Origin of the sequence: Rhizobium aethiopicum, from assembly GCF_900094625.1 — a bacterium.
Lineage (GTDB): Bacteria > Pseudomonadota > Alphaproteobacteria > Rhizobiales > Rhizobiaceae > Rhizobium > Rhizobium aethiopicum.
This window is the reverse complement of the sequence record NZ_FMAJ01000008.1, coordinates 179017-203947: the sequence shown is the minus strand read 5'-3', so window position 1 is coordinate 203947 and position 24931 is coordinate 179017. Positions and strand designations below refer to the sequence as shown.

The window sequence follows — 24931 nt, the reverse complement described above, 5'->3', positions numbered from 1 at the left end:
GGATGGCGGAGATCGAGATCAGACCTTTTGCCGCTGGCGACGCCGATGACGTATTGTCGGTGATCCTGCCGATCCAGCGCGAGGAGTTCGGCATCGACATCACTGCCGATGCGCAGCCGGATCTCCGGGTCATCCCGGACTTCTGTCAATCCGGCAAAGGTCAGTTCTGGGTCGCCGTCAAGGACGGCGCCATTGTCGGCACGCTCGGGCTGAAGGATATGGGCAACAACCAGGCGGCGCTGCGCAAGATGTTCGTCGCCGCCGAGGTTCGCGGCCGCGAGCATGGCGTGGCGGCGCGGCTTCTCGAGCGCATGTTCGCCCATGCCAGGGCTGTCGGCCTCGCCGATATCTTCCTCGGCACGACCGACAAATTCGTCGCCGCCCATCGCTTCTACGAGAAGAACGGTTTTACCGAGATTGCCAAGAGCGCCCTGCCCCGCTCCTTCCCGCTGATGGCGGTGGACAGCAAGTTCTACCGGTATAAGGTCGGCTGACGACGAGAACCGTGTCGTTCCCAGAAAGCGGTCGGCGGAGTTCGGTATCAGGCTTTCGGGGGCTTCACTACGGTTTTTGCGACCCTCCTCAACAAGCCTTTCAGCTCGGGCTCGCGCACGAGAACAGCGGCTTCGAGCGGGGGGAGCCACAGGCTGTTTCGCTGTTTTTCCTCTGGAAACTTCTCTTCGATTTTTCCGGCTTTCAAGAGATGAACCTGAACGACCGAGGGAACGCGTTCACCGTCGGCCCGCGTCTTTATATAGGTGTAGAAGCCAAAGGGGCGCTTCTTCGCCTTACCCTTCACGCCGGCCTCCTCCCAAGCCTCGCGTTCCGCCACCTGATGGGGTGCGAGCTTGCCGATAGGCCAGCCTTTGGGAATGATCCAGCGGCCACTGTCGCGCGATGTGACCAGCAGCACCTCGACTGCGTTGTCGCCGGCCTTTCGGTAGCAGATCGCCGCAAACTGCTCGATCCCCTCGCCGCGAAACAACTGCTCGGACGCGCTTGCGAGCCGGCCGAGATAGGACCTAGCTTTCTTCGGCATGCACCTCAGCCGAGCCGGATCGGCCATCATCGGTGCCGAAAGCCATGTTGATCTCCTGAGCGACAAATCGATTGTTGGATGACAAGCGTGGGGCTTGCGTCGAAGGACGAATCAAGCAGGTGGCCGGTGGCCCGGCAACCATCCACAAGCTGCTGTCCCTTCCAAAGGAGATTGTCACAAATCTGTCATAAACCCAAATTCGCCCCTATCTCTTCAAGGGGATAGGGTTTAGGACGCTTGCAACGGACAAGGTCTGCCTTTGTCGTCAATGGCGCAGATCAAACATCGCGAGGTATTCATGCTGGGTTGGTTTCGAAAGTTGATGCCGCGCGAGGACCGGTTCTTCGTGCTTTTCGAGCAGCATTCGAGAACGATCGTCGACGCCGCACAGGCTCTGGACAGGCTGCTGTCGGGAACAGAGATTGAGCATCAATGCGAAACGATCGTGCGATTGGAAGATCAGGCCGACAATATTACCCGTGAAGTCATGCAGGCCGTCCGGCGAAGCTTCATCACGCCGTTCGATCGGGGGGACATCAAGGATCTCATCCAATCCATGGATGATGCGATCGACATGATGCACAAGACCGTCAAGACCATACGGCTCTTCGAGCAGACCAGCTTCGATCCGGGCATGCGGGAGATGGGCAAGACTGTCGTCGAGGCCGCCAATCTCATCGCCGAGGCCATTCCGTTGCTCGATCGCATAAACGCCAATGCACCTCGCCTTTCGGCTATCGTCGAGCAGGTGACCCGCGTTGAGGGCCGCTCCGACGAGCTGCACGAGCATGGCCTCAAGGATCTGTTTCGCCGGCATGGCGCGAATAATCCGATGGCCTACATGATCGGCAGCGAGATCTACGGCGAGCTGGAGAAGGTGGTCGACCGTTTCGAGGACGTCGCCAACGAGATCAGCGGCATCGTGATCGAGAATGTCTGATGGATGCTGCTCTCGCTTTTCCGCTCCTCGTCGGCCTTATCGGCGTCGCCCTGTTGTTCGATTTTCTCAATGGCCTGCATGATGCGGCCAATTCGATTGCGACAATCGTGTCCACGCGGGTTCTGAGGCCGCAATATGCAGTCTTCTGGGCGGCATTTTTCAATTTCATCGCCTTCCTGTTCTTCGGGCTCCATGTGGCGGAGACGCTCGGCACCGGCATCATCGATCCGGCGATCGTGACGCCGCAGGTGATTTTCGCTGCCTTGATCGGCGCCATCGTCTGGAATGTCGTGACCTGGCTCTTCGGCATCCCCTCCAGTTCCTCCCATGCGCTGGTCGGCGGCCTGGTCGGCGCGGGCCTTGCCAAAACAGGCTTGAGCTCGATTGTCTGGAGCGGTCTCCTCAAGACCGCCGGCGCAATCGTCATGTCGCCGATGATCGGGTTTCTTCTAGCCTTACTCCTCGTGTTGGCGGTCACATGGACATTCATCCGGCAGACGCCGTTCGCCGTCGACCGATCGTTTCGCTTCCTGCAATTCGTGTCGGCGTCGCTCTATTCGCTCGGCCATGGCGGCAATGACGCACAAAAGACGATGGGCATCATTGCCGTGCTTCTCTATTCGCAGGGCTATCTCGGCGACAGCTTTCATGTTCCGTTCTGGGTGGTCATTACGTGCCAGGCTGCGATGGCCCTCGGCACCTTGTTCGGCGGCTGGCGCATCGTTCATACGATGGGGTCGAAGATCACCAGGCTGAACCCGATGCAAGGCTTCTGCGCCGAAACGGGCGGCGCCTTGACGCTGTTCGGCGCCACATGGCTCGGCATCCCCGTTTCCACCACCCACACCATCACCGGCGCCATCATCGGTGTCGGCGCAGCAAGACGCTTATCCGCCGTCAGATGGGGGCTTGCCGGCAACATTGTGATCGCATGGGTTATCACCCTGCCGGCCGCGGCAATGATTTCGGCAATTTCGTTTTGGCTCGTGACGCTTTTAAGCCAAAGCTACTAGGGTCAACGCGATCTGACAGATGGGGGCTGGGTTCATATGCCCGGCATTCCCGCCGGCCGAAACAGCCACTTCCGTTCGATCGCAGCAGCAAGATCGAGATCGTTGTGGCGGGCAAACAGCAGAAGATGGCCAAGAACGTCGGCGGTCTCGTCGGCGAGGTCGCGCTGCATGTCTTCGGGAGAGCGGCCCTTGGCGCGGCCGCGGCCGGTCAGGCGGTTCCATGCCTGAGTGAGTTCACCCATCTCCTCCTGCAGCTTCAACAGGAACCAGTCGGCGTCACGCTCGATGTTGTTGGCAGCGACATGCACAGAGGATGAGATTTCGAACTGGTCGGCAAGACGACGCAACATGGATGTTCTCCTTTTGTTTATGGAGGAGACGCTGATTCCCGTTGCTTGTCCAGAGGAATTGCCGCAGTGGTGTCGCGGCGGATCAGCCGTGATCGGGCAGCAGCATGCAGTCATAGGAGCGCTGCTTCAGTGCGTCACAGGCCGAAACGGCGGCGTCCCTGCTGGCGAAGCCTACGAAGCGGGCGCGATAGATCCTATTGGCGCCCTCCCCGACCGCTTCGGTATGGGGTGAGGCGGAAACAAGCGGCGCGCCGCCTTCCGACTGCGCCTGGGCGAGAAGCGCGCGCGCCGCGTCGGCGCTCGGCGCCGCCGAAATCTGGATCTGCCAGGTTCCGTCGGTTTTCTCGGCCGAAGCCTTGACGGTCTTGCCGGCGTTCAGGATCTCGTCCATCGCGACAGGACGCTCCATCGGCACGACGGCATCATCGGCATAGGCCAGGCTCCTGGCTGCGAGATCTTCGTCCGGACGCGGCGCGTTGAGCGGGACCGGGACATCGGAAGCGTCGGCTGCGGAGGCGACTTCGACCGGCTCCCTGGCGCCAACGCTCGCCACCAGCTTTGCGCCGCCGGACGACGAGGCACGGCCGAGATAGCGGTCGAGCAACGCGGCCATCTTCGCGTCGCGGCTGCGGGCGGTGCGGCCACCGAGCACGACGCCGACGACGCGGCGGTTGCCGTCCCTGACGGCGCTGACGAGGTTGAAGCCGGAGGCATTGGTATATCCCGTCTTGATGCCGTCCATGCCCTGGTAGCGGTACATGAGATTGTTGTGGCCGCGCACGGTCTTGCCGCGGAAATTGAAGCTTGCCATCGAGAACAGGCGGTATTCATTGGGGTAATTCTTCATCAGCGCCACGGCGAGCGTCGACATATCGCGTGCCGTCGTCACCTGGCTGCTGTTCGGCAGGCCCGAGGCATTGGCGAAGACCGTCCGGCTCATGCCGAGCTGGCGAGCCTTGGCCGTCATGATCCGGGCAAAGCCGCTCTCCGAGCCGCCAAGCTTTTCGCCCATGGCGGCAGCGGCGTCATTGGCGGATTTGACGATCATGCCATAGACCGCCTCGCGCACCGTAATGGTGCCGCCCGCCTTGACGCCAAGCTTGGTCGGTGGCCGGGCGGCCGCGTATTTCGACATTTTGATCGGCGTATCCCAGGCGATCTTGCCGCGTTTCAGCGCCTCGAAGGTGAGATAGAGCGTCATCATCTTCGTCAGCGAGGCCGGATGGTTCAGCGTATCGGCGTTTTCGGAGGCGAGGACTTTGCCGGTGCGGGCATCGAGGATCAGCGAGGCGCTGCCGGCAAGAGCCGCAAGCGGCGCCGAAACGGCCAGCGTCACGGTCAAAACAGCCGCCAAAAGCTTTCTCATGGAATTCCCCCTGATGCGCTGGCTCTCGATGGGCCGGCCATGTGTCGTAATGTGACAGAAGCCGCAAGTTTGGCGCGACTTTGCGGCAACGCCTACCATTTTTCTACCCTTTTCGTCATCTTGGTTAACAAAAAATGAAAGAAGCTGTGCGAAATCGGGATTCAGCAAGGCTTAAGCCGCCGTTGCTAGTTTGCGGCAAAAGGCAATGGGCGGCGCATGACGGGGAATTTGAAGCGACTGGCAAAAAGAGCGGCGATCGGCGCCGGGCTCGAAGCGTCCTGGCTGGTCGCCGTGGCCGGCCTGATGCGGCAGGCGCGCGGGCGCGGCGTCATTTTCACGCTGCATCACGTCCGCCCACAGCGAGCCGAGGCCTTCGCGCCGAACGCGCATCTCGAAATCACCCCGCATTTTCTCGATGCGGCCCTGCAGCGGCTGACGCGCGACGGCTATCGCTTCGTACGGCTCGACGAGGTGCCGGTGCTGTTGGCCGAGCCCGAGGGCGGCAGGCCGTTTGCGGCCTTTACGCTCGACGACGGCTACATCAACAATATGGAACATGCGCTGCCGGTGTTCGAGCGGCATCGGGCGCCATTTACGGTGTTCATCACCAAGGGTTTTGCCGAAGGCTCCCACAGCATCTGGTGGGAAACGCTCGCCGTTCTCCTACGTCAGGCGGGCGAAATCCACTTCGATTTCGGCCACGGCAGCGAGCGGCTGGCGCTTACCAGCCCTAGGCAGCAATGGGATGCCTTCGACCGCTTCGCCTGGTATATCCACCGCTTCGACGAGGCGCGCGCCGTCGCCGCCATCGACACTCTGGCGCGGGAAATCGGCATCGAGCCGGCCGATATCGTACGCGACCTGGTGATGGGACCGGCGCAATTGCAGCGGCTCGCCGGGCATCCGCTCGCCGCACTTGGCGCCCATACGATCAGCCATCGCGCCCTTGCTCGCCTGCCGGAGGCCGAAGCGCGAATCGAGATGGAAGTTTCGGCCGATTACGTCGAGGCGGTGACCGGCATTCGTCCCGCCACGATCGCCTATCCCTACGGCACGCCGCAGGCTGCAACCACCCGCGAGGCCGCAATTGCCGGCCGGCTGGGCTTTTCGGTCGCCGTCACCACGCAGCCCGGGCTGCCGGCGGCGGGCAGAACCGGCTATCTCCCGCGCATGTCGCTGAACGGCTTCTACCAGAAGCGACGCTACGTTTCGGCGCTTGCCTCTGGCATTCCGCTGAAGCTGATGGGCAGGTAGAGGATTAGGGATACATCCGCACCTTTTCCCACGCCCCGACCGGCAACGGGCGGCGGAATTCGATGCGGTCGTGCAGGCGGAAATTCTGGTCTTTCCAGAATTCGATCGAGGTCGGCCGGATCCGGAAGCCCGACCAATAGGCCGGTCGCGGGATATCGCCGAGGGCATACCGGGCGGTATATTCGGCCACCGCCTTCTCGAGCGCGAAACGGCTTTCGAGCGGGCGTGATTGTTTCGAGGCCCAGGCGCCGATGCGACTGCCGCGCGCCCGCGTCTTGAAATAGGCGTCGGCCTCGGCGTCGCTCACGATCTCGACCGGCCCGCGCAGCCGCACCTGACGGCGCAGGCTTTTCCAGTGGAAACACATGGCGGCTTTCTTCTGTCCCAAGATTTCGCGGCCTTTCCGGCTCTCGAAATTGGTGTAGAAGACGAAACCGTCGTCGTCGAATCCCTTCAGGAGAACCATGCGGACATTGGGAAGACCATCCTCATCGACCGTTGCCAGCGCCACAGCATTCGGATCGTTCGGTTCGGAGGCCTCGGCTTCCTTCAGCCACTCGGCAAAGAGCTTGAAGGGCTCGCCACTTTCGGTAAAGTCACCGCTTGTTAACTCGTTTGCCGACATATTGGTTCAAATGCCCCGGATTATTCAAAACTCGCCCAGCTTTTGATAACTGGACAGGATGCAGGGTGGAAGTCATAGCAAAGTCACATCGCCATACAAAGGGCCTGCGGCAACGCAGCAGCGCCTGCCTGGTTGTCGGCGCCGCAATGCTGTCGCTTTCCGGCTGCCTTGCGGGCGGCATGGATTTTTTGAGCGAAGCCAAGGTCGACCGGTCGGTGGCCACCGGCACCGTGCCCCAGACGCCACCCAGCACCGACACGCTCTCGGATGAGATGACGGTGCGCAATGCCGTGACTTCGGCCGATGTGCACAAGCTCGAAGGCCAGCCGCTGCCCTGGGCAAATGCATCGACCGGCAGCGCCGGCGTCATCGATACCATCGTCGAAAACAACGAATCGGGCCAGGTCTGCCGGCAATTCCGCACGACACGGCATTCCTATGTCGGCATCGCCAAATTCTACGGCAAGACCTGCCTCGTCGGCGGCGGCAACTGGCAGCTGCTCAGCTTTCAGCCGGAAAGTTAATTTCCGGCGGGAAAGTTAATTTCCGGCGGGAAATTTGGCCCGCAGGCCGATTCGGGGCGCCGACAGGTTAACGGCCGCCCAACTTACGCGGGATGCTTAGCAAAGAGCTAACCATTCGCGGCGAAACACTCCCCATCGCTCCACAGAAATAAGAAGTGATTAGCAACTCGGCCGCACGATCGGCTTTGAGAGTGGCTCTCCGCGCCTTTGCGGCCGGTGGCGCCTCACGTGTTGATATTGGACTTTGATATTGGGCGGGGATGCCGGGCAAGGACAGGCGCCCGCATCGCAACACCGGCGGTTTTGACATGCGCGATCCTTACAAAATTCTGGGCGTCAAGCGCGACGCGGCGGCGGACGAGATCAAGGCGGCCTGGCGCAACATGGCCAAGGCAGCGCATCCCGACCACAATCAGGACGATCCGACGGCGACGGCCCGCTTCGCCGAGATCGGCCGCGCCTATGAGACACTGAGAGACCCGCGCAAGCGCAGCCTGTTCGACAATGCCGTGCGGATGGCGGAAGCCAAGAAGCAGGAACAGACGATCATGCAGCAGCGTCAGGCCGCGCGCGAGGCTGCGGCCCGCGCCAAGGCGGCGCAGGCCAATGCCGAGCGGGTGATGGAAGAGCTTGCCCGGGCCGCTCAGAAGGCCGCGGGCGATGGCTCGAGACAACAGACCGACGCCAGTGAAGGCGCCGAGGAGATGGTCGAACGCATTTTCGGCGCGCAGGCGCGCGCTGCGGCGGGCGGCCAGGCGCAGGGCCGCGCGCAGCAGGCCCACAGCCAGCAGACGCATTCTCAGCAGACACATTCTCAGCAGGCACAGGGCCAGACACAGGCCGAAGCGGGCAAGCGCGGGGATGGCGAGACCGCCGAGACCAGCGAGGAGCCCGGCGAGACCTCAAATAATGCCGGCGCCAACCTGTCGCTGCCGCTCAGCATCCTGACATCGCTGGTGCGACGTTTCACCGGCGCCAAGGATACCGGCCTGGAAAAAGCGCCGGACGAGGTGACGACGGCGACGGTGACGATCGACGAGGTGCTGAAGAGCGGCTGGGTCACCGCGTCGCTGCCGGAGGGCCGCGAAATCGGCTTCGCGCTGCCGGGCGGCACGACCGATGGTCACGAGATCAGGCTCAAGGGACAAGGCTTCAAGCTGCCGGGCATGCAGCGCGGCGATGCCGTCGTCAACATCCGCATCGCCCCCGATCCGCGCTTCACCGTCGATGGTTTCGACCTGCACGCCGTGCTGCCGATCAGCATCGAAAACGCCGTTCTCGGCACCGAGGCACGCATTGACGGTCCATCCGGGCCCTTGGACATCACCGTTCCCGCATGGTCGGGCTCGGACAAGACGATCGCGATTGCCGGCGAGGGATTGCCGCGGGAAGACGGCAGCAGGGGCGATCTCGTCGTCGAATTGCGCATCATCCTGTGGGAAAAACCCGACGACAAGATCACCGATCTCATGCGGAGCATGCGCGAAGGCCTGTTCCTGTGAAATTTTTATGACATTCGCACCCTTTGTTACGATCCCTAACAGTTGATGATCCAGGCCAAGCTTGAACCGATTAACGGCCTATGCCATAGGCAGGATCGATCAGAATCCTAGGGAGCAAAATATGGCTCAAGCATCCGGCCTCATGGCAGGCAAACGCGGCGTCATCATGGGTGTCGCCAACAATCGTTCGATTGCGTGGGGTATTGCCAAGGCCATTCATGCGCAGGGCGGAGAAGTTGCGCTCACCTATCAGGGCGATGCGCTGAAGAAGCGCGTCGAGCCGCTCGCCGCTGAAATCGACGCGACGCTCGTCGGCCACTGCGACGTCGCCGACGAAGCCACCATCGACGCGGTCTTCGAAAATGTCAAAAAGCTCTGGGGCAAGATCGATTTCCTCGTGCATGCGATCGGCTTCTCCGACAAGGACGAACTGACGGGCCGCTATATCGATACCTCGCCCGACAATTTCAACAAGACGATGCAGATCTCCGTCTATTCCTTCACCTCGGTTGCACGCCGCGCCGAGAAGCTGATGACGGAAGGCGGCTCGATGCTGACGCTGACCTATTACGGCGCCGAGAAGGTGATGCCGAACTATAACGTCATGGGCGTCGCCAAGGCCGCCCTCGAAGCGAGCGTCAAATATCTCGCCGTCGACCTCGGGCCGCAGAACATCCGCGTCAACGCCGTTTCGGCTGGACCGATCAAGACGCTCGCCGCCTCCGGCATCGGCGATTTCCGCTATATTCTGAAGTGGAACGAATATAACGCCCCGCTGCGCCGCACTGTTACCATCGAGGAAGTCGGCGATGTCGGCCTCTATCTCCTGTCTGACCTGTCGCGTTCGGTCACCGGCGAAGTGCACCATGCCGATAGCGGCTATCATGTCATCGGCATGAAGGCGGTCGACGCCCCTGACATTTCGGTCGTCAAGGACTAATCAGCTCCGGAGCCGAGACCGTGCTCATCTACGTGATCAGACACGGTCAGACCGACTGGAATGCCGAGCGCCGCCTGCAGGGCCAAAAAGACGTCCCGATGAATGCCACGGGCCTGGAACAGGCCCGGCAGAACGGCATCGCGCTGGCCGAGATTCTCGGCGAGACGGTCGGCGAATTCGATTTCGTCGCGAGCCCGCTCGGGCGCACGCGCGCAACGATGGAAATCATGCGCGCCGCCATGGGCCTGCCGCCGCTTGCCTATCGCACCGATCCGAGGCTGGTGGAGATTTCCTTCGGCGACTGGGAGGGCTCGACGCTCAAGGAACTGAGGGCGACACAGGCCGAGCGGGTGGCCGAGCGCAATGCCTCGAAATGGGACTTCATCCCGCCTGGCGACGATGCCGAAAGCTACGAAATCCTCTCCTGGCGCACCGGCGCATGGCTGCGCTCCGTCGATCGTCCAACCGTCTGCGTCACCCATGGCGGCGTCATCCGCACGCTGTTCCAGGCGATTGCAGAGCTGCCGAAAAGCAGCGCCGCGGAAGGCGGCATTCCACAGGACCGGATCGTCAGGATCGATACGAGCGAGCGGGCGATCGTTTGGCTATAGGCATCATCCGCCGCTCAGTTAAATCGGATTGGGAATGCGAACGATCTGGCGGAGGGAGATTGCGGAGACCTGCCCCTCATCCGGCTGCCGCCACCTTCTCCCCGCCTGCGGGTAGAAGGGACAAGCCGCGAACTCTCCGTTCCCCGCAAAGCTCTCGTGGGGCACGTCCCCTCGCCCCGTTTTTACGGGGGTCCGAAGGACGGGTCGAGACGAGTGGCTCGACCCCGGTCGGGCTTAGGGTGAGGGGCAGCTAATCGCCGCCTACTTGACGATGTCGAGATCGTTGATAACGCGTTTGCCGTCGACCTCGGTATAGAAGACGATGACCTTCACGCCGGCTTCGAGGCCGTCGAAATTGAATTCCTCGGGTGCCTGATAGGTCTTGCCGTCGTCGAGCGTCAGCACGAGATTGGCCGTGTCGACCTTCTTGATCGTTGCCTCGACATCGGCGCTCTCGGCAAAACCGCTCATCGGCGACAGGAAACTTGCTGTGGCCAAAAGCGTGGCGACGACGAAACGCATGGCAACAATCCTCTTGAAACGCTGCACGAGAACACTGGCCACAGATAAGCTCCTGAATATGGCGAAAATTGCCCGTAAGAATGGCTTTTCCCGCCCAATTGATGAATAGGATTTTAAATACAATCAAGACGCCGCGTTAACCATGCCCCTCCCCGACCCGGATCTTCCAGCATCGAGAACAGGCAATCGTAAATTAACGCCTGCCTCCTAAAGTTGCCGCGAATATGGGGGTCTGATTTTGCCATCCAAGCTCGGCGACAGCAAGTAGTTGCGGCGCGTTTTGAAGAATACCCGCGTCTCCTTTCTGGTTTCTTCGTTTGTCGCCCTTGTTGTCATCATGGTCGGCGTCGCGCTCGATCGGGCCAATACTGCCGCGCATATGCGCGAACTTCATATCCGCACCGAAAACGAAACGAACCTGCTGCGCGCCAGGGTGAAGGCCGAGATCAACATGAGTCTCACCATGGTCCGCGATCTGGCGAACCTGACTTCCGTCAGCAACGCCGCAAGCCGGGAGGAGACGGAGCGCCAGATCAGGTGGCTGCTGATCCAAAACCCGGCTTTCATCCATATCGCCCTGGCGCCAGATTTCATCGTCAGCGACACCTATCCGCAGCCCCCGGGCGGCGGACGGATCGGCCGCGATGTGCGCGAAGGCCTCTTCTCGCGCCAGGGGACGACCGGCGCGGCCAGTTACCTGACGGCGCGCTTCTACGGCCCGATCAGCGCTGACGGCCGGGCCGCCTTCGCCATCTTCTTTCCAGTTTTCGTCAAGGAGCACGGCCAGCGGCGCCTCTGGGGCGCCGTGGAGGTCGCCATCGACCGGAAGATCTTTTACGAGGCGACCGGGCTGATGCCGGCGCGCGACCGCGAAAACCAGGAGCGCTATCCCAATCTCGACCATCTCTGGATCACGGTGCGCGATATCGGCGCAACGGCCGGCAGGGCCGGTCCTTCGGCGCCGTTCTTCGGTCCGGCCGGTATCGACGACAAGGATCCGATCCGCCGCGAGATCAGCTTTGCAGGCGGCAAATGGGAGCTTGCCGCCATCCCCGAAGGCGGCTGGAATGCGATACCGGAAAACCGCACGGAGCTGCGGCTGATCGTCGTTGCCGCCGGCTGCATCATCATCGTCCCGATCTTCCTCGCCACGCTGCTGCTCGGCGAACGCAACCGCAACATTGCCGAGCTGGAGATGCGCGAAACGAAGCTGATGGAACTGTCGCAGCGGCTGAACCTGGCGCACGAATCCTCCAATATCGGCATCTGGGAGCTGCAGGATCATTCGAGCAGCCTGCTTTGGGACGCATGCGCCGCTGCCCTGCACGGCAAGCCGGCGGAGGAAGGAAGCCGTCCGCTCGACGAATGGCTGGCGGCGATCGTGCCGCCGGACCGCGAGATCGCCGAGGTGCATTTCTTCAGCTGCAGCATTGCGGGTGTCGCCTGCACGGCGCAGTACCGTGTCATGCTTGCCGACGGCGGCACGCGGCATCTGCGCTCGGTCGGCGCCCTCTACCGGGATGCCGGCGGCGCCGCCAAGACGATCGGCATCGTCTGGGACGTGACCGCCGACGCGGAAGCCACCGACGCGCTGCGCAAGGCCAGGGATGTCAGCGAGGTCAAGAATGCCGAGCTCGAGCTGGCGCTTGAAGAGCTTTCGAGCCGCGAGGGCCAGCTCGCCGAACTTTCGAGCCGGCTCGACCTTGCGCTCAATTCCTATCAGTGCGGGATATGGGAGGCGCGGCCCGATCGGGGCGGCTCGATCTGGAACGAGCGGATGCACGAACTCTACGGGCTTGCCCCGCGACACGCCTTCATGCCCGAGGAAACATGGCTTTCCTGCATCCACCCCGAGGATCGCGGGCTGGCGCTCGAAAGCGCGCGCCACTTCAAACGAAGCGGCGATACGCACACCCTCGTTTGCCGTGTGCTCGCCAGTGACGGCTCGGTGCGCTATCTGCGCTCGGTCGGCAAGGTCTACCAGACGGCCGCCGGCGATATGAAGATCATGGGCATCGCCTTCGATGCCACCGAAGACATGCTGATGACGATCCGGCTGAAGGCGGCCAAGGACGAGGCTGTCGCCAAGAATATCGAGCTCGAACTTGCCAAGGGCAGGATCGAGCACAATTCGCTGCACGATCCGCTGACCGCGCTCGCCAACCGCCGTAAGCTCGACATCGCCCTCGAAAACCTGAGCCGTGTCGGGCGCCGGCAGCGGCAGAGATTCGCAATCCTTCACATCGACCTTGACCGCTTCAAGGAGATCAACGACACGCTCGGTCATGCCGCCGGCGATGCGATGCTGGTGCATGCCTCGAAAGTGCTCGCCAGGAATGTCCGCGGCAGCGATCTCGTGGCGCGCATCGGCGGCGACGAATTCGTCATCCTAGCGCTTGACGTCGGCGACAGCGAGATGGCGGAGCTTTCGAGGCGGATCATCGAGGAGATGCGCCAGCCGATCGATTTCCAAGGCTTTTCCTGCCGCTGCGGCGTGTCGATCGGCGTGGCGCTCGCCAACGGCATCCATGTCGATGCGCGCAAGGTTCTGATCAATGCCGACATCGCGCTCTACCGCGCAAAGAGCACGGGCCGCAATCGCTACGAATTCTTCAGCCATGATCTTCAGGCCGATATCATCAACACCAAGCGCACGGCCGACGAAATCCTCGCCGGCATCGACAACGGCGAATTCACCGCCTGGTATCAGCCGCAATTCTCGGCACGGACGATGGAACTGACCGGCGTGGAGGCGCTGGTGCGCTGGAAGCATCCTTCCAAGGGGTGGCTCGCGCCCGACAAGTTCCTGCGCATCGCCGACGAGATCAATGTCGTTCAGACGCTCGACCGGATCGTGCTGGAAACGGCGCTGCGCGACAAGATGCGCTTGAAAGCCCTGGGCATCACCGTCCCCAAGGTCTCGGTCAATGTTTCGGCCCGGCGGCTGCATGACGGCAGCCTCCTGGAATCGCTCGCCGACCTCGATATTCGTCCCGGGGAGATCTCCTTCGAACTGGTGGAATCGATCTTCCTCGACGAGAGCGAAGACGTCGTCTCGTACAATCTCGAACGCATCAAGGCACTCGGCATCGATATCGAGATCGACGATTTCGGCACCGGCCATACCTCGATCGTCAGTCTGCTGAAGCTGAAGCCGAAGCGGCTGAAGATCGACCGCCAGCTGGTGCAGCCGATCGTCGGCGCTTCGCAGGAGCGGGCGCTGGTTCGCTCTATTATCGACATCGCCCGCTCGCTTGGCGTCGAGACGGTGGCCGAAGGTGTGGAGACGGCGGCGCATGCCGCTTTGTTGCGCGATCTCGGCTGCGACATGCTGCAGGGCTACGCCTTCTCGCCGGCGCTCTCCTTCGACGATTTCGCCGCTGAGGCTGCCGGAACCGGATGGCGGCTCGCTTCGTGACGGCCATCCCGTTGTAAAAGTCGGAAACAGGATTTCGGCAGCTGGCGGTTTGACGCAAAGAAAGGCTTTTGCCTCGGCGGTTTTTTGGCCTATGAGTGTCGCGCCTTTTCAAGCAATGGCGCGGCCGGGCGGCGACCGGCCCTGGCGCCTCCGTGGGAACACATGTCGCACAATACATTCGGTCACCTCTTCCGCGTAACCACCTGGGGCGAAAGCCATGGTCCGGCGCTCGGCTGCGTCGTCGACGGCTGCCCTCCGGGCCTGCGCTTTACGCTTGCCGAGCTGCAGGTCTGGCTCGACAAGCGCAAACCTGGACAATCCCGCTTCGTGACACAGCGGCGCGAGGACGATCTGGTGAAGGTGCTGTCCGGCGTCATGCTCGATGCCGACGGCGAGACGATGACGACCACCGGCACACCGATCTCCATGCTGATCGAAAACACCGACCAGCGCTCGAAGGATTATGGCGAGATCGCCCGGCAATACCGTCCCGGCCATGCCGACTATACCTATGACCTCAAATACGGCATTCGCGACTATCGCGGCGGCGGCCGCTCCTCGGCGCGCGAGACCGCAGCCCGGGTTGCGGCCGGCGGCATCGCCCGCCTCGTCGTGCCGGGTGTTACGGTGCGCGGCGCACTGGTGCAGATCGGCAAGCACAAGATCGACCGCAGCCACTGGGACTGGGACCAGGTCGGGCAGAACCCTTTCTTCTCGCCGGATGCGGCGATCGTGCCGGTCTGGGAGGAATATCTCGACGGCATCCGCAAGGCCGGCTCGTCGATCGGTGCTGTTATCGAGGTGATCGCCGAAGGCGTGCCGGCCGGCCTCGGCGCGCCGATCTATTCCAAGCTCGACCAGGACATCGCCTCGCTGCTGATGTCGATCAACGCCGTCAAGGGCGTCGAGATCGGCAATGGTTTTGCCGCCGCCGAAACCTCAGGCGAAGACAATGCCGACGAGATGCGCATGGGCAATGACGGCACGCCGATCTTCCTTTCCAACAATGCCGGCGGTATTCTGGGCGGGATCTCGACCGGACAGCCGATCGTCGCGCGTTTCGCCGTCAAGCCAACCTCCTCGATCCTGACCGAACGCCAGTCGATCGATGCCGATGGCAAGAATGTCGACGTGCGTACCAAGGGCCGGCACGACCCCTGCGTCGGCATCCGCGCCGTGCCGATCGGCGAGGCGATGGTCGCCTGCGCCATTGCCGATCATTATCTTCGCGACCGCGGCCAGACCGGCCGTCTGAAATAGGAGCGTCCCATGTCTTACGACCAGAAGCGCGTCGTCGACGCCATCAGGGCCTTCGAGGCCGGCGAAATCGTCGTCGTCATGGACGACAATGACCGCGAGAACGAGGGCGACCTGATCGTTGCCGCCGTGCACACCACACCGGAAAAGATGGCCTTCATCGTGCGCCACACCTCTGGCATCGTCTGCGCGCCTATGCCGAAGGAAGAAGCCAAGCGCCTCAACCTTAACGCCATGGTGGCCGAGAACGATTCCGCCCATACGACGGCCTTCACCGTCTCGGTCGACTTCAAGCACGGCACGACGACGGGCATTTCGGCCGACGACCGGACGCTGACGGTGCGCAACCTCGCCAATCCGAATGTCGGGGCCGCCGATTTCGTCCGTCCCGGTCATATCTTCCCGCTGGTTTCACGCGAAGGCGGCGTGCTGATGCGCTCGGGTCATACGGAAGCGGCCGTCGACCTCTGCCGGCTCGCCGGCCTGCCGCCGATCGGCGTCATCTCCGAACTGGTCAATGACGACGGCACCGTCACCCGCGGTCCGCAGGTGGTCGAATTCGCCGAAAAGCACGGGCTGAAGCTCGTCTCCGTCGCCGATCTCATCGCCTATCGCCAGCGCAAGGAGACGCTGATCGAACATGGCGCGAGCTTCGATATCGAAACGCCGTTCGGGAAGGCCAGGGCCCATACCTATGCCCTGCCCTGGGATCCGATGCAGCATCTCGCCGTCGTCTTCGGCGACATCCGCGACGGCGTCGACATTCCTGTGCGCCTGCATCCGGAAAATGTCGCCGAGGATCTCTTCGGCAAGAACAGCCCGGTCGATTTCTACATGCAGAAGATTGCCGAGGAAGGCCGCGGCGTCATCGTCTATCTGCGCGAGGGCTCCGTCGGCGTCGGCCATTACGACAATGGCCGCAAGGCCCGCAACCAGGGCCGCGAAGCCCATGCCGAAGCGCAGACGCGCGACAGCGAATGGCTGGAAATCGGCCTCGGCGCCCAAATCCTCAAGGACCTCGGGGTCAGCTCGATCAAGCTGCTCACCAGCCGTGAGCGCCACTATGTCGGCCTCGAAGGTTTCGGCATCAAGATCAGCAAGACGGAGATCTGCTGAGGCGATTTTCCCTCTTCTGGAAAGATGCCGTCTTGGCCGCCCCTCATCCGCCTGCCGGCACCTTCTCCCCGCCTGCGGGGAGAAGGGACAAGCCGCGACCTCTCGGTGCCCGCCGACCTCGCGTATGGCACGTCCCCTCGCCCCGTTTTTACGGGGAGAGGGTTAGGGTGAGGGGCAACATCCGCGTCTGCGGCGAAGGGATTACCCCCTCCACCCCTCCAAAAGCACGACCTTCTCCACCCCGGCAAACCGCGCCACCCGGTCCAACTCCGCATGCAGCCGCTCCAAGCGCCCGGCCGAAGCCTTCACGCCCGGTTCCAGCCACATCCGCCTGACATCGAGCGTCGATTTCTTCCGGTCCGCCTTCATGTCGATACGGCCGATCAGCCGGTCGCCTTCGAGCAGCGGGAAGACGTAATAGCCATATTCGCGCTTCGGCTCGGGCACGAAGACCTCGATGCGGTAGAAGAAGCCAAACAAGCGTTCGGTGCGGTTGCGGTCGCGGATCATCGGGTCGAAGGGGCTGAGGACGCGGATGCGGGGCGGAGCACTGGGATGGCTGTCGAGCGTCGAGAGGAAATCGGCAAACGCCCAGGACGGCCGCGGCTTGCCGTCCAGCGCCGGTTCGACCAGCACTTCGGCCAGCTCGTCGCGATGGGCGGATACCCAGGCCTTGGCCTCGTCGGGGGAGACCAGGTTCCAGAAGGCTGCGATCTCGCCGTGGGTGGCAAAACCAAGCCGGGCAAGCGCGCTGCGGCAGGCCCAGTCGATGAAGTCTTCGCGGCTCACCTCCGGCTCGCGAAATTCGGCGGGGATGACGCGTTCGGTGAGATCATAGATCTTCTGGAAATTCGAGCGGCCGGCGATGGCGAGCTTGCCGGTGTGCCAGAAATATTCGAGCGCCGTCTTGTTGGGATGCCAGTTCCACCAGCCGCCGGAAACGTGGCCATCGGCCTTGACGTCGCGCGCCAACATCGCGCCATCGCGCCGCACCCGCTCATAGGTCTCCTCGAAGGCAGCCTCAAAACCCTCGCCGCGCCACTTTCGCCAGCGCTCGATCAAGACCTTCTCCTGGTGGCGGAACTTGTGTTTCCAATAGACGAAGAAGGCGCTCGGCAGTATCGAGGCATCGTGCGTCCAGTGCTCGAACAGCGCGCGTTCCTTCTCCAGCAGCGCCTTCAGATGCTCGCGCCGATAGGTCTGGTTGCGGGAAAACAGGATCTGATGATGCGCCCGCTCCACCGTCTGGATGCTGTCCACCTGGACGAAGCCGAGATCCTGGATGAGCTGCAGCAGGCCGGCCCTGGTCAAGGCGCGGTTCGGTGGGGCGCTGAGGCCCTGCTTGGCAAGGAAGACGCGGCGGGCGTCGGAATTGGAAAGCAGATTCGTCATGGCGGCATCATAATCCGGAAAATCTTCCTAGCCACCCGATATCGACAGCGAGATTTGGTCTTTGTAGAAGCACTGCTATCAGGTTGGCGCCAGCGGCTGCCCCTCACCCTAGCCCTCTCCCCGCTCGCGGAGAGAGGGTCGTGCCATACGATAGGCATATGGGAACTGAGAGCTCGCGGCATGTCCCTTCCACCCGTCAAGACGGGGAGAAGGTGGCGGCAGCCGGATGAGGGGCCGGTGTCGGCAATATCCTCCGGTGGGAATGCAAGGGAGTTGATTTGGACATACAATTCGAAAGTGCCGGTGTCAGTTTCGGGGCGCGGGTGGCGCTGGAGCCGCTGACGCTCGGCATCAGCGGCAAACGCATCGGCGTCATCGGGCTGAACGGTTCGGGCAAGACAACCTTTGCGCGGCTGATCAATGGGCTGACCAAGCCGACCATCGGCCGCGTCATGGTCAATGGCCGCGACACGGCCGACGAGAAGGCTGTTGTCGCCGATGTCGGCTTCATCTTCCAGTCGCCGCAGAACCAGATCATCCTGCCGATCGTCAAGGACGACATAGCTTTCGGGCTGAAGCGGCGCGGTTTCAGCAAGGCGGAGATCGAGGCAAGGGTCGAGGGCGTGCTGGCCCGCTTCGGCGCCGAAGCGCTGGCCGATCGCCGCGCGCACGAGCTTTCCGGCGGCGAATTACAGGTGGCCGCGCTCTGCTCGGTGCTGGCGACCGGCCCCGGCATTCTCATCCTCGACGAGCCGACCAATCAGCTCGATCTGAAGAACCGGGCGCTGGTCGAGAGGATTATCGCCGGACTGCCGGAAAGCGCCATCGTCATCACGCATGACCTCGATCTGATCGCCGGCTTCGAACGGGTGCTGCTGTTCCATGAAGGGCGGCTCGCCGCCGACGCACCGGCGACCGAAGCCATCGCCCGCTACAGGGAGATCGCCGCCTGATGCAATCGCTCTACGTCGAAGGCAACAGCCGGATGCATCGGCTTTCGCCGCGGGCAAAGCTTCTGTCACTGACGGCCTTCGCCATCCTGCTGTTCATCAGCCACAATCTGCTTTTGCTCTCGGGCGCCGTACTGCTGACGGCGGTCCTCTACGGCACGGTCGGCCTGCCGATCGGCGAGGCGTTGCGAAGGCTGCGGCCGATCTTCCTGACGATTGCGGTCGTCGCCCTCTTCAACCTCATCTTCAGCCCCTGGCAGGCGGCGCTGGTGCCCGTGCTGCGGCTGACGGCGCTGATGCTTCTCGCCGCCAGCGTGACGGCGACGACGACCATTACCGAATTCATCGACGAGGTGACGGCGCTGGCCCGCCCGCTCGAACGCACCGGCCGGGTTCAGGCCGACGATGTCGGTCTCGCTCTCGGGCTGGTGCTGCGCTTCGTGCCTGACATCATCAACCGTTACCAGGCGATCCGCGAGGCGCACCGGGCACGCGGCCTGAAGGTCCGGCCGACGAGCCTGCTTGCGCCGCTAATCATTCTGACGCTCAGGGATGCGGATAATGTCGCCGCGGCGATTGACGCGCGCCGGATTCGGCGGCATGGGAGTTAACGATTTTTTAATACGGAGTTCATGATGAGCACCCGCGACCTCGTCCTTACCGCCCTCTTTGCCGCGATCATCGTGGCGCTCGGCCTGCTACCGCCGATATCGCTCGGCTTCATTCCGGTACCGATCACCGCCCAGTCGCTCGGCGTCATGATGGCCGGCGTCGTGCTCGGCGCCCGGCGCGGCGCGATCGCCGTGCTGATCGTGCTGGCGCTCGTCGCGATCGGCCTGCCGGTGCTTTCGGGCGGCCGCGGCGGTCTCGCGATCTTCGCGTCACCGACGGCCGGCTTCCTGATCGGCTGGATCTTTGGCGCGTTCGTCACCGGCTATCTCAGCGAGCGCCTCGTCAACCACGGCCAATCCGGCCTGGTGCAGACGGTGAGCTTTTTCCTCGCCGCCATGATTGGCGGGATCGTCGTGCTCTACGCCTTCGGCATCGCCTATCTCGCGACCGCCGCAGGCCTGGGCTTCACGAAAGCCTTCGTTGGCTCGATGGCCTTCATCCCGGGGGACGTGATCAAGGCTGTCGTCGCCGCCCTCCTCGGCCGCGCCGTCATGGCCGGTTATCCCTTGCTGCCGGCGCGCGCTTGAGCGCGTAACGGCCGATACTTGCCGAGCATACCGACGATGGCCGCCTTCCGCGCGAAGGCGGCCATTGTGCGTTGAAGGAAGTCACGTGGATGCGCGCGTCAGCCCCTGTACAGGAGCAAGGTAGAGTGAGCGCAGCGGCAAGAGCCTGAGCGGAATAGAGTATCATGGCGTCCCCTGCCGATCACTCTCCTCAACCTCCGTCATTCCAGGCCTTGAGCCTGGAATCCATTCCCCGTGCTGCGAGAGGCCAGATGGATGCTCGGGTCAAGCCCGAGCAGGACGGAGAGTGGGGTAAACTTCAAGGCAAGAAGCGAGACGGGGAAATCGGCCGTCACTGTGCCTCCAGCCTACTCCCTCTCCTCAACTGCACCTAAACGCGAGACTGCTTTGCCTGAAAACCGGTCCGTTCACCAAGCCGGTCGAGAAACCCTCGCAGGGCCCGGCGGATCGGCGGCTCTCCCCACTTGCAGACGGCAAGCGACATTGCGCAGACGATCGCGACGGCGGAAGCCAGCGCCGACAGCGGCGCCATTCCCAGAGCTGTCAGCCAGTCGAGAAGCTGGACGCCAATCGCGAAGTGCAGGAGATAGAGCGGGTAGGTCATCGCGCCGAGGGTCTTGACCGATTGAAGGAAGGAGCCCGGCAGGCGACTGATCCGCTTGCTGTAGCCGACGCTTGCGATGATCGACGCGAGCCCCGCCACCCAGATTGCGATCGCGGGAAACGACGAGAAGGCATGACCCGCTGCGGCGAGCGTGCGGTCGCTGGTGTTCTCGCCCGCCATATAGATCTGAACAGCCCCCGTCGCCAGGGCGCAGAGGAAACCCAGCCATGAAAGCTGGTTCATCCGACCTTGAGACAGCAGCCATATGTAGATGCCGATGGCGAATTGGCAGCCGTAATAGAAGGGAATGGCCCGCCAGGCGGTCTCGGTGAATATGGCCGGGATGGCTGCATCGGGAAAGGCATAGAGCAGCGCAATGAACGCGGTGCTCGCCAACGACAGGCCGAGCGCCAGGGCGGGCATCCTCGTCTTTTGCCCGGTCGCGCACATGATGAAAACGATCGCGTAGAAACAGATTTCGCATGCCAGGGTCCAATATTGGCCGTCTATCCATGGGCCGCCGGGATAGAGCGTGATCGAGCGCAGGTAATTCTTGAGAACGCGCCTGTTGACGTCTTGCGTCGCGATGACGATCAGCGTCAGCGACGCGCAGATCCATACCGCTGGATAGAGCCGCAGAATTCGCCCCTTGAGAAAGGACATGGCGCTGGCGGAAGCGGCGGAGTTGACGATGACGAAGCCGGATATGACGAAGAACAATTCGACGCCGACCCATCCGGGCTGGGCGATGTTCTCGATCTCGGGCATTGTATAGGGTCTGAGATATAAGGGCGAAGCCCAGGAAGCAAATCCAAGATGAAATACGGTCACCATCAACGCGCATACAAATCGTAGCGCGTCGATCCCATAAATATACGGGCTTCCAGCCTCAGATTTTACCATATTGATCGTCTCCAACACCTTTGCCCCAGCGCCGACTCGACTGAGATAGGGCGCGAGTTTCCTGCGGCGACCAGAAATTGGATTGCGTGTCGGATCGATTCGTCTATTCGCGCGTCAGATCAGTTCTGCGATCGCCGCGCGCGCCTGACATTTCGGCCTGTTTGCCGGCTTGGAAAGGAGCGGAATTCTGGACAACAAAAAACCGCCTGGAGGCGGTCGGGCATTCCATCGATTTCCGTTTTAAACTAGTCTCCTCCTCCACCGTCCCCGCCACCTCCACCGCCGTCGCATCCTCCGCCATCGGAGGCCTCGAACTCAACTCCGCCATCGCCTGAGCTGCGCCGGGTGTTTGCGGTGGTCTGAGCGGTTGTTCCTGCTCTTCCCGCGGTCAGGGCAAATGCCAGGTAGCCTGCCACGAGTATGATCGTCAGAAGAAATAAATCCAATCAGTTTCCTTTCGTTTGCTTCAGGAAATCTTGTTTCCTGATAGAAATAGTGGATTACTTTCCCGCATCTGGCAATAGGCGCTATATGAAATTTTTATGACAACGTCGGCTACGTCAACTCGGAAGATTGAACGTCGAGATCAGCCACATCTCAGAGGCGAACGCGCACAATAACGGGGTCCCGCCTGTTCCAGCCGGCTGATTCCATTCAGCGCATCAGCAGCGACACAAGCCCGACCCGCGAATTGATCCCGAGCTTGGCATAGATGTTTCTGAGGTGCGTTCTGACGGTCTCGTAGCTGATGTCGTCGGCTATGGCCACTTCCCTTGCGGATTGGCCCGATGCAATGCTCGAGGCGATGCGGATTTCCGTTGCTGTCAGTTTATAAAGCTGCATCAGCAAATCTCGCCGCTCATAGAGCGGGCTGGCCACGGTCGGCTCGACGATCACCGCCACGGTCGGCCCCTCCACGAACTCCGTGAATGCATCGGAACGAAGCCGGACGAGGGTGATGCGATAATTGTCCTGGCTGCTGCCCTTGACGATCGCGGTGTGCGGTGTTGTCTGCACCCCATTTCTGGATGTCAGGAATTCGAGAACCGCCATCGACTTCTCGCATTGGAGCCGGAATTTGCCGTCCGCGGCGATCTGCACAGGCAGGCCGGCCGCCATCAAGGCCTCTGCGCTTTTATTCCAGCGGCGGGCTTTCCCCTCCTCAGAGACGTAGATCAATGCGACGCCGATGCTGTCGAGCAGCGTCTGCGTTTCATGCTGATGCCGGGCGAACAGATCGCGCTTGCGGATGAAGTCGAAGGCCCTCTTCAGATGCGGCGCGAGCTGCGTGTAAAGCTTGGCCGCCTCCTTGTTCAGATCGGCGTCCGCCGACGATGTCGACGTCGACAAGATGAAGGTGCGGCTTTCCTCGCGGATGATGGAAACGCCAACGCTCGTCTCGCACCCGGCCTGCCGCTTCAGCCAGTCATTGTAAAACTCCGATTTGGTGAGCTGCTCGCGCGGAAAGATCTCGTCGCCACACAAGCCCTGGCCGACGGGAACGAGGCCCAGTCTAGGAATCCAGGGATTGACCGAGGCAAAGTGGCTGCTGAACTGATCGATCTCGGATTGAGAGAAACCCGACATGAAGGGTACATGGGCAATGGACGAGGTCAGATCGTGGTAGTGGAGTGCGGCCTTGCCGCCGGGCGAGGTTTGGGCAAGCCGATCAAGGAAATCCTGCCAGCTACACTCTCCGAAGAGGCTTCCGTAAATCAAGTCCGTCAAATGCGATGCGACGTCGGCCGATTCAACCATGATCGAATTTCAACATTAGGAGATGAAACGTCTTCGGACAATGAATAGCGTCAAGTCCACAAATGCAACGGGATTCGCGCATCAACGTCCCAAGACTTGCGATCACCGCGAACTGCATGGGCGATATCAGCGTTCACCAGTCCATGCGCCAGTCAATACTTCAACTTCAGCGTGCCTCATCTTCGGCAACCGTCAAATTGCCGCTCGACCCCTCGGGAGCCGGCGTGCAACCTGCTCTCGCCCACGCCTTGGCCGCCGCAGGCGATGGCCTGCGGCGGGTCTGGCGGCCGTCGTCAGACCAGCCCCGGCACGACGAACACCAGCCAGGCCACGATCGGGCCGATGATGGCGATCAGCGCGCTGTAGATCAGCAACTGCCGCAGCACCTGTTCTCGCGTGTCATCCGGCGCATTGGCAACGACCAGCGCACCGTTGGTGGAGAATGGGCTGGTGTCGACGATCGTCGTCGAGATGGCGATCGCCGCGACCACGCCGACGGCGCTGACATGGCCTTGCAGCAGGAACGGAACGGCGAGCGGGATGATGGCGCCGAGCAGCGCGGTCGAGGACGCAAAGGCCGAGACGATGGCGCCGGTAAAGCAGAGCAGGAGCGCCACCAGCAGCGGCATGCCGAGACTGGAGATGCCGTTTGCGACGTAGTCGACCGTACCGGCCTTCTCCATGACGCCGACATAGGTGATGATGCCGGCGATCAGCAGCACGGTCGACCAGCTGACCTTATCGATCGCCGCCTTCTGGGTTTTCGGAGACAAGAGCGCCAGGGCGACGGCCACAGTCATGGCGACGAGGCCGACATTGAACTTGAAAACCAGGGCGCCGATACCGAGCGCCGTCAGGCCGATCAGGGTGGTAATTCTCTCATTGTTCAGGCGCAAGGTCGTCGCGGTATCGGCCGCCGTGCCGTAGGCATGGTCCCGGATCGGTTTTGCCGGCGTGCCGCCGTGGCCCCGGATCGACGCCGACACGCCTTCGGGATGCAGTTCGGGCAAAGGGCCCAGCGACGCGGCGTCCTGCCTTACGACCTTCGCGCCGCCGAAAATGAAGAAGACCAGCACCGCGATCGCCAGGTTGAAGAAGAAGCTGGAGAGAAATAGCGACGTCGGAGCGAACGGCAGGCCGGCCTTCGCAACGATCTGGTTGGTGATGCCGCCATAGATGCTGATCGGGGAAAAACCGCCCGCCTGCGCACCGTGGATCACCATCAGGCCCATCATCACCGGGTGAATGCGGTACTGCACGGCGAAACTCAAAGCGACGGGGGCGAGAATGGCGACCGCGGCGGGGCCGAGAGCACCGAAACCGGTGATGACGGCGGCCACGAGAAACATCACCCAGGGGATCAAGCCGATCCGTCCGCGCACCAGGCGGACGGCACATTCGACCAGCCAGTCGATCGTGCCGTTGATCTGCGCTATGGCGAAGAGGTAGGTGACGGCGACAAGCGTCAGGAACAGATCGCTCGGAAAACCCGCAAATATATCGTTGGTCTTCATGCCAATGACCAGGGAGCCGAGCAGGAAGGCGCCGGCGAAGGCCAGTGCTCCCATGTTGATCGGCTGGATCGTCGCAATGATGAACATGGCGACCAGCAGGCCTATGGCCAGTATTTCAATACCCATGATTCCCC

23 protein-coding genes are annotated in these 24931 nt (G+C 62.2%); 14 read left to right on the top strand and 9 right to left on the bottom strand.

All coding sequences use genetic code 11. From position 1 onward, the window contains the following. Positions 1-2 precede the first annotated feature (2 nt). Positions 3-494: a GNAT family N-acetyltransferase gene (locus GA0061105_RS18695; protein WP_092752081.1), complete on the top strand. Its 492-nt coding sequence runs from the start codon at positions 3-5 to the stop codon at positions 492-494. A 47-nt stretch (positions 495-541) separates the two neighbouring features. Here GA0061105_RS18695 and GA0061105_RS18690 read toward each other — a convergent pair whose 3' ends face one another. Further along, complete coding sequence (locus tag GA0061105_RS18690) at positions 542-1069, bottom strand: NUDIX hydrolase (protein ID WP_245304376.1); 528 nt, start codon at positions 1067-1069, stop codon at positions 542-544. Between the two features lie 268 nt (positions 1070-1337). Between GA0061105_RS18690 and GA0061105_RS18685 the strand changes: the two genes are divergently transcribed. Both GA0061105_RS18685 and GA0061105_RS18680 read left to right on the top strand, forming a co-directional pair. Continuing rightward, positions 1338-1979, top strand: coding sequence for a DUF47 family protein (locus GA0061105_RS18685; RefSeq protein WP_064694186.1), 642 nt, complete (start codon positions 1338-1340; stop codon positions 1977-1979). Next, complete coding sequence (locus GA0061105_RS18680) at positions 1979-2992, top strand: inorganic phosphate transporter (protein ID WP_064694066.1); 1014 nt, start codon at positions 1979-1981, stop codon at positions 2990-2992. The genes GA0061105_RS18685 and GA0061105_RS18680 overlap by 1 nt, the downstream gene beginning before the upstream one ends. Positions 2993-3024: 32 nt before the next feature. Here GA0061105_RS18680 and GA0061105_RS18675 read toward each other — a convergent pair whose 3' ends face one another. Together GA0061105_RS18675 and GA0061105_RS18670 are read right to left on the bottom strand one after the other, a co-directional pair. After that, complete coding sequence (locus tag GA0061105_RS18675; RefSeq protein ID WP_064694065.1) at positions 3025-3342, bottom strand: nucleoside triphosphate pyrophosphohydrolase family protein; 318 nt, start codon at positions 3340-3342, stop codon at positions 3025-3027. 82 nt (positions 3343-3424) lie between these two features. Continuing rightward, positions 3425-4708, bottom strand: coding sequence for a D-alanyl-D-alanine carboxypeptidase family protein (locus tag GA0061105_RS18670; RefSeq protein ID WP_092752079.1), 1284 nt, complete (start codon positions 4706-4708; stop codon positions 3425-3427). Positions 4709-4924: 216 nt separating this feature from the next. Here GA0061105_RS18670 and GA0061105_RS18665 point away from each other — a divergent pair, with 216 nt between their 5' ends. Beyond that, positions 4925-5962, top strand: a complete 1038-nt coding sequence (locus tag GA0061105_RS18665) for a polysaccharide deacetylase family protein (protein ID WP_064694063.1) — start codon at positions 4925-4927, stop codon at positions 5960-5962. A gap of 4 nt (positions 5963-5966) precedes the next feature. Here GA0061105_RS18665 and pdxH read toward each other — a convergent pair whose 3' ends face one another. Further along, a complete protein-coding gene (pdxH, locus tag GA0061105_RS18660; RefSeq protein ID WP_092752078.1) occupies positions 5967-6587 on the bottom strand; it encodes a pyridoxamine 5'-phosphate oxidase in 621 nt (206 codons plus the stop codon). A gap of 65 nt (positions 6588-6652) precedes the next feature. Here pdxH and GA0061105_RS18655 point away from each other — a divergent pair, with 65 nt between their 5' ends. The 4 genes from GA0061105_RS18655 to GA0061105_RS18640 all read left to right on the top strand — a co-directional run bounded on the left by GA0061105_RS18655 (position 6653) and on the right by GA0061105_RS18640 (position 10164). Beyond that, positions 6653-7111, top strand: a complete 459-nt coding sequence (locus GA0061105_RS18655; protein WP_064694061.1) for an RT0821/Lpp0805 family surface protein — start codon at positions 6653-6655, stop codon at positions 7109-7111. A gap of 308 nt (positions 7112-7419) precedes the next feature. After that, positions 7420-8613 carry a DnaJ C-terminal domain-containing protein gene (locus GA0061105_RS18650; RefSeq protein WP_092752263.1) on the top strand — a complete coding sequence of 398 codons (1194 nt, stop codon included), beginning with the start codon at positions 7420-7422 and terminating at the stop codon, positions 8611-8613. 121 nt (positions 8614-8734) lie between these two features. Further along, positions 8735-9553 carry an enoyl-ACP reductase FabI gene (gene fabI, locus GA0061105_RS18645; RefSeq protein WP_092752076.1) on the top strand — a complete coding sequence of 273 codons (819 nt, stop codon included), beginning with the start codon at positions 8735-8737 and terminating at the stop codon, positions 9551-9553. 20 nt (positions 9554-9573) lie between these two features. Beyond that, positions 9574-10164 (top strand): histidine phosphatase family protein, encoded by a 591-nt coding sequence (locus GA0061105_RS18640; RefSeq protein ID WP_092752074.1) that lies wholly within the window; start codon positions 9574-9576, stop codon positions 10162-10164. Positions 10165-10425: 261 nt separating this feature from the next. Here the strand turns inward: GA0061105_RS18640 and GA0061105_RS18635 are convergent, their stop codons facing one another. Next, on the bottom strand, positions 10426-10686 hold the full coding sequence (locus GA0061105_RS18635) for a DUF1344 domain-containing protein (protein ID WP_003569889.1): 261 nt from the start codon (positions 10684-10686) through the stop codon (positions 10426-10428). A gap of 268 nt (positions 10687-10954) precedes the next feature. Here GA0061105_RS18635 and GA0061105_RS18630 point away from each other — a divergent pair, with 268 nt between their 5' ends. From GA0061105_RS18630 to ribB, 3 genes are all read left to right on the top strand, one after another. Further along, the gene (locus GA0061105_RS18630) at positions 10955-14104 is read left to right on the top strand and encodes a bifunctional diguanylate cyclase/phosphodiesterase (protein WP_092752072.1); all 3150 of its coding nucleotides are present in this window, start codon (positions 10955-10957) and stop codon (positions 14102-14104) included. A gap of 162 nt (positions 14105-14266) precedes the next feature. Continuing rightward, positions 14267-15364, top strand: a complete 1098-nt coding sequence (gene aroC, locus GA0061105_RS18625) for a chorismate synthase (RefSeq protein ID WP_064694058.1) — start codon at positions 14267-14269, stop codon at positions 15362-15364. Between the two features lie 9 nt (positions 15365-15373). Continuing rightward, positions 15374-16477, top strand: coding sequence for a 3,4-dihydroxy-2-butanone-4-phosphate synthase (gene ribB, locus GA0061105_RS18620; RefSeq protein ID WP_092752070.1), 1104 nt, complete (start codon positions 15374-15376; stop codon positions 16475-16477). A gap of 201 nt (positions 16478-16678) precedes the next feature. Here the strand turns inward: ribB and GA0061105_RS18615 are convergent, their stop codons facing one another. After that, positions 16679-17869 (bottom strand): winged helix-turn-helix domain-containing protein, encoded by a 1191-nt coding sequence (locus GA0061105_RS18615; RefSeq protein WP_092752069.1) that lies wholly within the window; start codon positions 17867-17869, stop codon positions 16679-16681. 278 nt (positions 17870-18147) lie between these two features. Here GA0061105_RS18615 and GA0061105_RS18610 point away from each other — a divergent pair, with 278 nt between their 5' ends. From GA0061105_RS18610 to GA0061105_RS18600, 3 genes are read left to right on the top strand one after another with little or no spacing between them, the layout of a single operon-like run. After that, on the top strand, positions 18148-18822 hold the full coding sequence (locus GA0061105_RS18610; RefSeq protein WP_064694055.1) for an energy-coupling factor ABC transporter ATP-binding protein: 675 nt from the start codon (positions 18148-18150) through the stop codon (positions 18820-18822). Next, the gene (locus GA0061105_RS18605; protein ID WP_064694054.1) at positions 18822-19430 is read left to right on the top strand and encodes an energy-coupling factor transporter transmembrane component T family protein; all 609 of its coding nucleotides are present in this window, start codon (positions 18822-18824) and stop codon (positions 19428-19430) included. Before GA0061105_RS18610 ends, GA0061105_RS18605 begins: the two co-directional genes overlap by 1 nt. Before the next feature lie 24 nt (positions 19431-19454). After that, complete coding sequence (locus tag GA0061105_RS18600) at positions 19455-20018, top strand: biotin transporter BioY (protein ID WP_064694053.1); 564 nt, start codon at positions 19455-19457, stop codon at positions 20016-20018. A 370-nt stretch (positions 20019-20388) separates the two neighbouring features. Here the strand turns inward: GA0061105_RS18600 and GA0061105_RS18595 are convergent, their stop codons facing one another. The 3 genes from GA0061105_RS18595 to GA0061105_RS18585 all read right to left on the bottom strand — a co-directional run bounded on the left by GA0061105_RS18595 (position 20389) and on the right by GA0061105_RS18585 (position 24923). Further along, a complete protein-coding gene (locus tag GA0061105_RS18595; RefSeq protein WP_092752261.1) occupies positions 20389-21525 on the bottom strand; it encodes an acyltransferase family protein in 1137 nt (378 codons plus the stop codon). Positions 21526-22179: 654 nt separating this feature from the next. Continuing rightward, positions 22180-23283 carry a helix-turn-helix transcriptional regulator gene (locus GA0061105_RS18590; protein WP_092752067.1) on the bottom strand — a complete coding sequence of 368 codons (1104 nt, stop codon included), beginning with the start codon at positions 23281-23283 and terminating at the stop codon, positions 22180-22182. Between the two features lie 293 nt (positions 23284-23576). After that, complete coding sequence (locus GA0061105_RS18585; RefSeq protein WP_064694051.1) at positions 23577-24923, bottom strand: SLC13 family permease; 1347 nt, start codon at positions 24921-24923, stop codon at positions 23577-23579. Positions 24924-24931 lie beyond the last annotated feature (8 nt).